Source organism: Sporosarcina sp. P2 (assembly GCF_002743255.1).
Taxonomy (GTDB): domain Bacteria; phylum Bacillota; class Bacilli; order Bacillales_A; family Planococcaceae; genus Sporosarcina.
The window spans coordinates 1-12,003 of record NZ_PDYY01000003.1 but is presented as its reverse complement, the minus strand read 5'-3'; the positions used below and the strand labels follow the sequence as shown (position 1 = coordinate 12,003).

Genomic DNA, 12,003 nt, shown 5'->3' with positions numbered 1-12,003 from the left:
TGGAAAACTCCTATTCTGTCGATTCTTCTACTATATCCGATTGGAACTCGATGACCTTTCCTTCAATCGCATTGATGAAGTAATTTTCTATCGTCCCATCTTTCAATTTTACCTGAACATTCCACGTCGGTGCAAATACTTGAGTTTCCGTTAGTTGAACAAGTGTTGAATAACCTGACTTGACTTGCATAACAGTGGAATCGGGTTTTAAATAGCCACGTGTAACAAGCGAAGAGACCGCATCGTCTTGCGATAGTAAATCCTTTTTATGATTAAAACTTAAGAATTCGTCGAGCATACTTTGTTCGTAATGCGTCACTTCGCCATCTTTACCCCAGTGCATGATGAGCATGGCATTCGGACTGTAGAAGATAGTTTCGTTCTTTACCCGTTGGAAAAATACAGCGCTCTGCTCCTCTTCGTCTACATCCCATAGCACGTAATCTTCGCCGTGGAGCACATACTTCCTTAAGAACTCGTCAAAGTAATATTCGCCTTTTCCTTCGGTTACTTTTACTGCTTTTTTCATATGGGACAGTAATCGTGATTTTTCAATCAAGACAAATGATTGGTTACTTAACCCTTTTAACTTTTCATTGGAAAAGGTGGCAATATGAGCTGATAAATACGAAACATCTTTTTTAGTGAAAGGAATGGGTTCATACGTAATATTCTCTAGCGCCAATGTTTCTTCAATCGATGTTTTCCCGAGACTCTGCATACTTCCGACACTCATTTGTCTGTCTAAATAGAGCCAATACAAGAAGACATTTAGAATGGAAAAGACGATAATAAAGATGGTTTTGGTTCTATTCCAATCCAATTACGCCACCTCCTTGCAATTCTTCTGGAGCGTGGCGAAACCAGTTATCCTTGATAAGGTAATACCAGCAAGGTTGTAAAATAATTAATTTGCGTTCTATATCATGGATCATATAATAACCGGGAGTGATTTCCTCAATCAAATCAAAGTTTAGCTCTTCCGATTCACGTAAAGACTCCGCCACTTCCACTCCTGAAGGTAGTTTCTCTTGTACCGGTTCGATGTTCACATCTAATGTGTAATAAGGACGTATATATTTGAATACACGCATATCTCCCCATGTCTCCGTGATTTCGCTTATGCCTGGTTGATCACTAAAGACTGGCAAACCATCAATATATAGTTGGAACCGGACATAACGGGAATAGGGATTCATATAGGCATAGCGGAACTCATCCGTCCAGCCACCATGTTCATTGATAAAATCGATAGTATTCAGCAATAACTCCGAAGGTAGCGCGAACTCCTGACTCTCTACTGCAGGCATGACATAACTCAACCTTTTAATCTCGGTATCGACATTCATGAACGCGTGATCGTCTCCGTATTCTTCATTGGTTGGATTCACTTGATTACGTCGTACGGCGTTAGGGTCACTGAACAATGCATCACGGAAACGTAATGGATTGATTTCTTCCTGGTAATACGTATTACGCATAATGGTTATTGGATCTTTTGGCACCGCAAGAAATGGTGCATTGCCACGATCAATTTCTGCATATTCATCGAATGACTGACCAACATCCACTACGTTACGCAAAAAGCTTGTTTTATTCGGCAGCGTCACCTGCACCTGATAATGCAAGCCGCTCACTTCACTCAGTAAATGAATAACTGGCGCTTGTGTAGATTGACTCCAGTCAATGACCAGACGATTAAAGGTAGCTTCGGGAATATTCACGTCGTCGACTGGTAATACATTGTCATAGACCAACATGGGCACTTCCCCCGTGAAGTAGAGCGCCATTTGACTCGGTTGCCGCAAGGTTTGTGCAATATTAAACTTATTCATGTCCTGTCTAACTAGCTGTAGATTAGATAATTCCCATGTATTCATTTCTCTCAGGATTCTGTCAATTTTTTCGGTATCTGTAGAACCTAGTACCTGATCTTTTAAAGTGGTAATTATTTTATATGGCTTGATGATTTCATCGATTGTTTTCTTCTCAGAAATGGATATATCCACAGTCTGTAGTTGTTCCATTGGTTCATAATTCGGTGAATAGTTCCAAACCTCAAAGGTAAACAGGACACTCAGTGAGACGAGCAACAACAATACAATGGATTTAATTATTTCGATGTATTTCAATCCCACTCACCATCCTCTTGTTGTTCAAATGGTAGCTTGAAGAAAATTGTCGTTCCTTTTCCTTCCTCACTCTGTGCCCAAATATCTCCTTTATGCGCCACGATCATTTCTTTAGCGATTGCGAGGCCCAGACCGGTTCCGCCAAGTGCACGGGAACGAGCTCTATCTGCGCGATAGAAACGATCGAAAATTCGATTGACATTGGACTTTGGTATACCCATTCCATCGTCTGAAATCATCACTTTAATATAGTCACCTGATATCGTTACACCGAAGCGAACTTCCCCACCATCTGGCGAATACTTCAAGGCATTTGAAATAATATTGTCTAGTACTTGCGTTAGTTTATCGGTATCGATCTCCACAAATAGACTGCTTGAATACAAATTCCGTGTGAATCGTACATTTTGCGACTTGGAAAATTCAAAACGCTCGATAACCGCATTAAAGAATCGGTTAAATTCCACCCATTCTTTATTCAATTCATATTCTTTACTATCCATACGTGAGAGTTTTAGTAAGTCATTTACGAGACGGATCATTCGCTCGGTTTCATTTTGCGTAACATGTAAGAAGTTTGGAGCAATTTCCTCATTGCGCCAAGCCCCTTCTGCCAATGCATCTAGATAACTGCGCATTGTAGTGAGTGGAGTTCGCAGTTCATGTGAAACATTTGACACGAACTCCCGACGTTCCATATCAATTTTTTCTTGCTCGGTATTATCGTGCAATACGACAATCAAGCCGTTTACAAATCCTGTTTCACGCTGGGTAACGGAAATTGTCGCACGTAAAATATATGCCTGATCTTCTGTACTAAAATCCAGTGGAATTGATTCTTTCATCTGAATTAGCTCTTCAAACGTAAACTCATCGTCTATACCGAGAATACTGGCGATGGGGCGATTTATGACAAGATCGTTCGTTACTCCAAGCATCTGCAGGGCGGAGTCATTAATTAGGCTAACTCGTCCTTTACGGTCGGTAGAAATGACGCCGTCCGTCATATTTTCCAGAACTGAGGCTAACTTTCGCCTTTCGCTCTCAGTAGTCGACTGTGATTCTTGCAGCTGGTTAGTTAAGTGATTGAATGCGATGGCTAGCTGACCCATCTCATCCGAACCATATACTTTAACCTTTCGGGTGAAGTTCCCTTTTGCCATCGCCTGCGCTTGTCTTCGCATGTCTGATATTGGCCGGGTAAATGCCCTGGCAATGAAGATCCCAACTAGTATGGTAATGGTAAGGGAGACGGCTGCTGCCCCCGCCAATATCCTATTGATTTCTTCAATTTGTTGAAAAACGGATTCAATATTGGCTTCTACATAGAGCGAACCCACAATTTCATTGCCATCAAAGATCGGTTTGGCTAAGGAAAGCACGCGATTATGAGATTGCGGATCAATCGTCACAACATCTTTCATAGTCTCTGACGTTATGGACTTTCGCACATTATCATTGGTCGAATGTTGCCCTACCCTCATCTGATTTTCGAATGAAGATGTTGCTAGAATACGATACTTTGGATTTATAACCCGTATTTCAATAATGTCATCTGATGTGAACTCGACCAAGACATTTTTTAAGCTTTGTTCTAGTGTAGGATCATTGTCTTTACGTTTTTTTGTAATTTCTTCTCGCACACTGAACTCGACTAAATTCATCCGGTCTACAATTGAATTCGTAAAGTTATCTTTTAGTGTTTGTTCCAATTCACGAGCAAAATACAGCCCGATAATCTGCATGGATACAAGTATAAGCAGGACGTAAATCAAGACAAATTTGACTTGAATCGACCGGAAAAAACCTACTTTATGCATAGTGGCTTACTCCTGTTCCGGGTCACGCAAGTAATAACCTACCCCACGTCTTGTGACGATCCAATTTGGATGGCTCGGTGTATCTTCAATCTTTTCCCGAAGACGTCGAATCGTTACATCAACTGTTCGTACATCGCCGAAATAATCATAACCCCATACCGTTTGTAGTAGATGCTCACGTGTCATCACCTGACCGATATGTTTTGCCAGGTAATACAATAATTCAAATTCACGATGTGTCAGTTCGATTGTCACTCCACGCTTTTGAACGTAGTACGCATCCGGTTGGATGACAAGTTGACCCACCGTAATATCGTTCGTTTCTTCTTCTTGATCTTCCGCTATAGTTCTTGCATGACGACGCAAGTTGGCTTTGACCCGGGCAATTAACTCCCTTGTACCAAAGGGCTTCGTGACATAATCATCTGCGCCTAGTTCAAGCCCTAAGACTTTATCAATTTCTGAGTCTTTTGCTGTCAGCATGATGATCGGGAAATCATGCTTTTTTCGTACTTCCCTACAGACTTCCATGCCATCACGTTTAGGAAGCATAATATCAAGAAGCATAAGGTCCGGCTGAATTTCTTCTACTCGGTTGATCGCATCTTCACCGTCGTATGCGCAAAAGACGTTGAAGCCCTCCTTTTTCAAGTTAAATTCTATGATGTCTGCGATGGGTTTCTCATCGTCTACGATAAATATAGTTTTATTTTGCATGATTTGTTCCTTTCTCGCCCTACTAGGCGATCAAATTTTTTTGCTACGTTTTTGTTCCACGACAAAGTTATACGATATACACTTGTGTGGCACAGCGAACACGTATCTATTTTTTCTATGGTTACAACCTTATTCTACAGCTGAAATATATCATTCCATATCCTCTAACTCTATCACGATTTGTGCAAAATCGCACTTTTTCAGGTAGGGACAGCTTGCTTGAAACGATGAAAAACAGCGCATCCTTTTCTATGGTCATAGAAGAAGGATGCGCTGTTTTATTCGTAAGACGGTGGTGATTCATGCTGGCTCCAATCGATATTGAGGAATTTGTTGTATTCCTTTGCAAATGCCAGCGTCACAGTACCGGTTGGGCCGTTACGTTGTTTGGCAATAATGATTTCGATCATGTTTTGCATTTCAGTTTCTTTGTCATAGTAATCTTCCCGGTAAAGGAAGGAAACGATATCGGCATCTTGCTCAATACTCCCTGACTCTCGAAGATCGGACATCATAGGGCGCTTGTCTTGGCGTTGTTCAACACCCCGTGAAAGCTGTGATAGTGCAATGACTGGGATTTTCAGTTCACGTGCTAGTCCTTTTAATGAGCGGGAGATCTCAGATACTTCCTGTTGACGGTTGTCACTACCACGACCGCTTCCCATGATTAGTTGCATATAGTCAATCATCACCATGCCGAGACCGTGTTCTTGTTGTAGCCGTCTACATTTTGAACGGATTTCATTGACTCTCAGACCTGGAGTGTCATCAATGAAGATACCTGCATTTGATAATGACCCCATAGCCATTGTCAGCTTGCGCCAATCGTCTGCTTCAAGGGTACCTGTACGCAGTACTTGCGCGTCAATGTTTCCTTCTGCACATAACATACGCATGACCAGCTGTTCAGCACCCATCTCGAGACTGAAGATCGCGACATTTTCTTCTGTCTTCGTTGCCACGTTTTGTGCTACGTTCAACGCAAACGCAGTCTTACCGACAGACGGACGAGCCGCCACGATAATCAAATCATTGCGTTGGAAGCCTGCCGTAATCTTATCCAAATCACGGAAACCGGTTGGAATACCTGTTACGTCCCCTTTACGGGTATGCAATAACTCAATATTGTCATACGTCTCCACTAATACATCTTTGATATGGCGGAAGTCGCCGGCGTTTTTCCGATTGGACACTTCCATCATTTTCTTCTCGGCTTCACCAAGTAAAGCTTCTACTTCATCTTCCCTTGTATAACCGTCTTCTACAATGTCCGTTGCAACGCGGATTAATCTGCGTAGTAATGCTTTTTCATCTACGATATTAGCATAATAAACAATATTTGCAGCAGTCGGAACCGCGTTGGCAAGCTCTGTGATATATGAAATACCTCCAACGTCTTCAAGCTCATTTTTTACTTTAAGCTCTTCGGCGATTGTCACCAAATCGACTGGTTGGCCACGGTCATTTAGTATAAGCATGGTTTCAAAAATCTTTTTATGTGCGATTCGATAGAAATCTTCCGGCAACAATATTTCAGACGCGGTAATCAGTGCTTGTGGTTCTAAAAATATTGCCCCAAGGACCGACTGCTCTGCTTCGTTGTTATGCGGAGGTGTGCGCTCGATCATCTGGTTCAAGCTATTATCTCCTTATCATTCTTCTGTAACATGCACTTTAAGTGTCGCTGTTACATCAGGGTGTAATTTGATCGGAATATTTGTAAAACCTAGTGCACGAATTGGCTCAGGTAATTCCATTTTGCGGCGGTCTACTTTAATTTTGTTTTGCTTTTCTAACGCTTGGGCGATTTGCTTTGATGTGATAGAACCAAATAGACGCCCATCTTCACCAGTTTTCGCCTGTAGCTCTACAGTCAACTTTTCGACTTGCTCTTTTAATTCTTTAGCTTCTGCCAATTCCGCAGCCGCATCTTTCATTTGGCGATCCTTCTGACCTTGCAACTTACTTAAATTACCTGGAGTTGCCTCAACTGCTACATTATTTTTCAATAAAAAGTTTTGTGCATATCCAGTTGAAACCTCTTTCACTTCACCTTTTTTACCTTTTCCTTTAACGTCTTTTAAAAAAATAACTTTCATCATTCATTTCCCCTTTCAACGTATTGATCTAGTACGTCCTTTAACATAGTGATTGCTTCATCCATCGTATCTACGCTTAATTGGCAAGCAGAATTCGTTAAATGACCGCCACCACCCAATTCTTCCATAATGACTTGAACATTCAATTCGCCCAATGAGCGGGCGCTAATACCAATTTTTCCATCATCACGCTTTGCGACGACGAATGAAGCGGAAATGCCCTGCATTGTCAGCAAAATGTCGGCTGTCTGTGCGATTAGTACAGAGCTGTGCACCACTTCCTCTTGCCCTCGCGCAATCGCAATATCGCCATTGCCCACAAATTCCACAGTCTCAATTAGTTTTGATCGTTCAATATATGTCTCAATATCTTCTTTCAATAAACGCTGTACTAGCACGGTATCGGCACCATTCGTCCGCAAATAGGAAGCGGCTTCAAATGTCCGAGAACCTGTCCTAAGTGTAAAGCTTTTCGTATCGACAACAATACCCGCTAGCATCACTGTCGATTCCAACATCGTCAACTTTTCGTTCTTTGGCTGATACTCCAGCAATTCCGTTACAAGTTCCGCTGTCGAAGATGCATATGGTTCCATATAAACGAGCACAGTGTTATTGATAAACTCTTCACCACGTCGATGATGGTCGATTAATACAACCTTCTGTGCCTTGTCCAGTACGCGCTCATCAATAACCATGCTTGGCCTATGCGTATCGACAATAACGACCAACGAACGCTCCGTCATCAATTCCAATGCCTCTTCAGGCATCAACATGTGATCATATAATTCTTCGTCTTGCTGCACTTCATCCATCAAACGGCTGACACTAGCATCAAGCTGGTCGAAATTAACGACGACATAGCCTTCGACACCGTTCATTTTTGCCATTTTGCGTACACCAATCGACGCACCAATCGCATCCATGTCAGGCATTTTGTGACCCATGACGAACACGCGGTCACTATCTTGGATTAAATCACGTAGTGCATGTGAAATAACTCTTGCACGCACCCGCGTACGCTTTTCAACAGGGTTTGTCTTACCGCCATAGAATTTAAGTTTCCCATCATGGTGTTTAATAGCTACTTGGTCACCGCCACGTCCGAGAACTAAATCTAAACTCGACTGTGCCAGTTCACCGAGTTCTGTAAGCGACGTAGTACCTGTCCCTACCCCAATACTCAATGTAAGAGATACGCTGTGTTTAGACGTGTTCTCACGAATCGTATCGAGCAATGAAAACTTCGTCTTCTCCAATAATTCTAAAGTACCTTCATTGAAAACAGCCAAGAAGCGCTCAGAAGAAATTCGTTTTACGAAGATCCCATATTCATCTGCCCATTGATTGACCAATGAAGTAACGAGGGAGTTCATCTGGCTTCGTGTCTGGTCGTCCATCGTCTGAGACAATTCATCATAGTTATCAACCAACAAAATCCCAATCGTTGTTCGATCAGCATAGTAAAGGGATTGCATCTTCATACGTTCTGTTACGTCAAATAGATAGATCAGTTTCTCTTCTGGTTTGTAATAGACACGGTAAGAGCGATCATTTAATACAATGACATCTTGCTCACTGTCTTCTCTGATCACCTGACGGAATGCTTCATTCATTTCGTAAAGCTGTGACCCAACCCAAGTCTTGTCAGGATAAATGGAGTTAATAAATGGATTGACCCATTCGATTAATTGCTTATCATTCAGCAAAATAATACCGATTGGTAATTCCAGCAACGCTTCTTCTCCTACCCTTTTCATTCGATAGGACAAGGTTTCAATATATTTCTCAGTTTCCAGGTAATTATCATTCTCTACTTTCCAAGCGATGCCTAGTGCGAGTGCATAAGCGATGGCAAAAAACAGTCCAACCCAAAAATTCAATAGCATTAGTAGTACGGAACCTACCGCACCGAGTAAAGACAAGAATGCTAATGGAATTCGTATCCCGCGTTTTTTATAAATTAAATTCACTATCTCATCTCCTACGCTCTCTTGTCTTTATCTATCCATGTACGAATGTTAATGGCGATATCCAAAACACCCAACATTACGGTGAAGGGACTGAGGAACATGGCGAATAATGTAGCTAGCACATTGACGATCATTGGAAGCTTCATCTTGCGCAATGCATAGTAAATTAACGCCAAACCTTGTAAGAAGAATAAGAATCTAAAGATGAGAATGGCATTTGCCTCCAGTAGATAAAATGTCGTTCCTTGTTCCGGCTGCGACAAAACGGAAATCAACAGCAGTGCTAGATAAACCAATAACGTTGCAAGTGGAAGGCGCATAGTAAGGAAAGAAGCAAATTTAGGAACTTCAAAACGCAAACGTGTTGCAACCGCCAAAATTGGCATAACGAACAGATAAGCTGTTACAAAAACAGATAAGATGAACAATGAGGGCACAATAGTTTGATAATACGTGAATGCCTCTGCCACGGTTCTTTCTATATCTCTAGTTGAATTTCCCATTCCCGACATGATCACAAGCGCTTCTTGCTGAATAGTTGAAAATTGTTGCATCAGCTGTTCAATCGGATTAATTTTCATGAACCACACAGTACCAAGATACAATAGGCTCAATGAAATGAGCAATGTGACACCTGTTGCCATATATACGTAAAGTTTCGTCTTGCCCGTCCGCACGGTATCACCGATAACGAATCCAACAGCACTTAATACAACTGCTGCTGGAATGGAAAGCAAACCGCCAATCAATAATGTGATAAGCCATGTACACATCGCCATCATCAGTGTAGATGTCCGGCCATAACGCAAACGATAAATCGTAATGGGCAATGGAACGAGCAATATTGTCAATAAGCCGAGTAATGGTACGTATAAAGTCATTGCCAGTAATATGGCAAAGAGTGCTACCATCATCGCACCGTACGTAATTCTACTTGCTTGATCTTGCATATCTACGCCCCAATTCATTCTTTGCTTCTTTTGCCACCTGTCAATAATAAGAGGACAAAGTGTTACATTCCTAAATTCATATAAAGTGACAATCATCCTTCTAATTGTATCATGATTCGATGTGAAATCAAAAGTACAGGCAGTTGCAGTTTCCAGTAAAATGGATGCATAAAGCACTTTGGGATATAAGACTTTCGTGATAAATAAAAAACCGCCACTGACTGAATAACTCAGTCAGTGGCGGTTTATATATTACCGCTCTTCAGATACAAACGGAAGTAGTCCCATGATGCGTGCACGTTTAATTGCAATCGTCAATTTACGTTGGTATTTAGCGCTTGTACCAGTAACTCGACGAGGCAACATCTTTCCGCGCTCAGAGATAAACTTCTTCAACAAATCTACATCTTTATAGTCGATGTGCGTAATGTGGTTAGAAGTAAAATAGCAAACCTTACGGCGTTTGCGACCTCCACGACGTGGTGCCATAATTGTTGTCCTCCTTCCTATTTACGTATCAAGTGAACCGTTCTATCAGAATGGCAAGTCGTCATCTGTTACTTCAATCGGACCGCCGCCTGGTTGGAATGGATCATTATCGACACGTGTCATATTTTGCTGATTCGGTTGGTAGGATTGCTGGTTATTGTATCCTTGTCCCTGGTCTTGAGAGGGTGCGTTATAAGAAGGCGCTCCCCCACCATAAGATGGCGTTTGCTGACGTTCTGTATTGGCTCCTCTTGGTTCCAGGAATTGAGTACTATCCGCAACAACTTCTGTCGTGTAAACACGCTTACCGTCTTGACCTTCGAAGCTGCCCGTCTGTATACGACCATCTACTCCGGCTAGACTTCCTTTTCGTAAGTAATTCGCGATATTCTCAGCCTGTTTACGCCAAGCTACACATGTGATGAAATCTGCTTCCCGTTCTCCTTGGGCATTAGCGAACGCACGGTTCACTGCCAATGTAAAACGTGTTACAGCAATTCCAGTCTGTGTGTATTTCAGCTCAGGATCTTTTGTTAATCGGCCAACTAAAACGACACGGTTTATCATTCAGAATCAAACCTCCCTCATCATAAATTTTTAAACTTTATATCAGATTACGCATCTACACGAATTGTCATATGACGAATGATACCTTCGTTGATGTTCGCTAGACGTGTAAATTCATCGATTGCTTCTGCACCAGCGTTAGCAGTTACTAATTGGTAGTAACCTTCACGTAAGTCGTCGATTTCGTAAGCAAGACGACGCTTGCCCCACTCTTTCGACTCGATGATTTCCGCTCCGTTTGAAGTTAGAACAGTATCAAAGCGTTCAATCAACGCTTTTTTCGCATCCTCTTCAAGAGTTGGGCGCATAATGTACATTATTTCGTACTTTCTCATCAATAGTCACCTCCTTATGGACTTGGGCCCTACTTTTACAAGTGGGCAAGGAGTAAGTAAATTTAATATTACTCACATCAGTACATGTTATCACATTGCAATTGGAATATCAACCACCAATATACTATACTAAATGAATATAAGGAGTGATCTCGCATGGAAGAACAACAGCCTGTCATTGTCGAGCTTGATTTACAGAAAATAGCGAAGCAAAGTCTTTGGCTCACTCTCCTACCGCTCATAGCACTTTTAATAATCCGTGGTCTGTTACAAGGTGGACTATCTCTGTCTTTTTCAGTGTGGTATTTTGTCTATGCTTTGGCCGGATATATTTTATTGATCGTTATACATGAGTTTTTTCATTTGCTCGGTTTCCGCATTTTTTGTAATGTGCCGTGGAAGAACATGGCGTATGGCGTCAATTTGAAGATGGGGGTTGCGTATGCTACCGCTGATCAGTTAATGGACAACAAAGGCTTTCGCAAAGCGTTGTTACTGCCCTTTTGGATGACGGGTGTGTTGCCTGCCATTAGTGCATTGTATTTCAATGACGGTGTGCTGTTGCTGTTAGGCGCGATGCTAATTGGCGGGGCAGCTGGAGATTTCGCGATGTACAAGGAATTGAAGAAGTTTCCAGATGATGCCATAGTGAGGGATGATCCAGAGCTACCAAAGTTGTATGTGTACCCTGTTGAATGAAATAAGGAGGCTGGAGTTGCCATCTCCTCGTATCCCCTACTTAACTTTCCACTGAGGGTCTAAGTCGTTCTTGAACTCAACCAACTTCAAATCGAGTAGGAGGGAGTGATTAACTCCCGACCTCTCACACCACCGTACGTACCGTTCGGTATACGGCGGTTCAATTAAGATTGATGACGCAAAGTTTCGTAACGTGATAATAGACTTTTGAGCCCTTGGGAA

12 protein-coding genes are annotated in these 12,003 nt (G+C 42.0%); 1 reads left to right on the top strand and 11 read right to left on the bottom strand.

Features of this window, described 5'->3' with window-relative positions; genetic code table 11:
• Positions 1–10: 10 nt before the first annotated feature.
• From CSV67_RS04055 to rpsF, 11 genes are all read right to left on the bottom strand, one after another.
• Positions 11–823 carry a two-component system regulatory protein YycI gene (locus CSV67_RS04055; RefSeq protein ID WP_099630362.1) on the bottom strand — a complete coding sequence of 271 codons (813 nt, stop codon included), beginning with the start codon at positions 821–823 and terminating at the stop codon, positions 11–13.
• Positions 810–2,138, bottom strand: a complete 1,329-nt coding sequence (locus tag CSV67_RS04050; RefSeq protein ID WP_099630361.1) for a YycH family regulatory protein — start codon at positions 2,136–2,138, stop codon at positions 810–812. The genes CSV67_RS04055 and CSV67_RS04050 overlap by 14 nt, the downstream gene beginning before the upstream one ends.
• Positions 2,129–3,952: a cell wall metabolism sensor histidine kinase WalK gene (gene walK, locus CSV67_RS04045; RefSeq protein ID WP_099630360.1), complete on the bottom strand. Its 1,824-nt coding sequence runs from the start codon at positions 3,950–3,952 to the stop codon at positions 2,129–2,131. The genes CSV67_RS04050 and walK overlap by 10 nt, the downstream gene beginning before the upstream one ends.
• Before the next feature lie 6 nt (positions 3,953–3,958).
• Positions 3,959–4,669, bottom strand: a complete 711-nt coding sequence (gene yycF / locus CSV67_RS04040) for a response regulator YycF (RefSeq protein ID WP_099630359.1) — start codon at positions 4,667–4,669, stop codon at positions 3,959–3,961.
• Between the two features lie 278 nt (positions 4,670–4,947).
• Entirely contained in the window at positions 4,948–6,297 is a 1,350-nt protein-coding gene (gene dnaB, locus CSV67_RS04035; RefSeq protein ID WP_369803139.1) for a replicative DNA helicase, read from the bottom strand.
• A 24-nt stretch (positions 6,298–6,321) separates the two neighbouring features.
• On the bottom strand, positions 6,322–6,768 hold the full coding sequence (gene rplI / locus CSV67_RS04030) for a 50S ribosomal protein L9 (protein ID WP_099630357.1): 447 nt from the start codon (positions 6,766–6,768) through the stop codon (positions 6,322–6,324).
• Positions 6,768–8,741: a DHH family phosphoesterase gene (locus CSV67_RS04025; protein WP_099630356.1), complete on the bottom strand. Its 1,974-nt coding sequence runs from the start codon at positions 8,739–8,741 to the stop codon at positions 6,768–6,770. The genes rplI and CSV67_RS04025 overlap by 1 nt, the downstream gene beginning before the upstream one ends.
• Positions 8,742–8,752: 11 nt before the next feature.
• Positions 8,753–9,709, bottom strand: a complete 957-nt coding sequence (locus tag CSV67_RS04020) for a DUF2232 domain-containing protein (protein WP_158232883.1) — start codon at positions 9,707–9,709, stop codon at positions 8,753–8,755.
• A 234-nt stretch (positions 9,710–9,943) separates the two neighbouring features.
• Entirely contained in the window at positions 9,944–10,180 is a 237-nt protein-coding gene (gene rpsR, locus CSV67_RS04015) for a 30S ribosomal protein S18 (protein ID WP_099630354.1), read from the bottom strand.
• A gap of 45 nt (positions 10,181–10,225) precedes the next feature.
• The gene (ssb, locus tag CSV67_RS04010) at positions 10,226–10,747 is read right to left on the bottom strand and encodes a single-stranded DNA-binding protein (protein ID WP_099630353.1); all 522 of its coding nucleotides are present in this window, start codon (positions 10,745–10,747) and stop codon (positions 10,226–10,228) included.
• Positions 10,748–10,794: 47 nt separating this feature from the next.
• Positions 10,795–11,082 (bottom strand): 30S ribosomal protein S6, encoded by a 288-nt coding sequence (rpsF, locus tag CSV67_RS04005; protein ID WP_085132250.1) that lies wholly within the window; start codon positions 11,080–11,082, stop codon positions 10,795–10,797.
• Between the two features lie 156 nt (positions 11,083–11,238).
• Between rpsF and CSV67_RS04000 the strand changes: the two genes are divergently transcribed.
• Positions 11,239–11,781: a DUF3267 domain-containing protein gene (locus CSV67_RS04000; RefSeq protein ID WP_099630352.1), complete on the top strand. Its 543-nt coding sequence runs from the start codon at positions 11,239–11,241 to the stop codon at positions 11,779–11,781.
• Positions 11,782–12,003 lie beyond the last annotated feature (222 nt).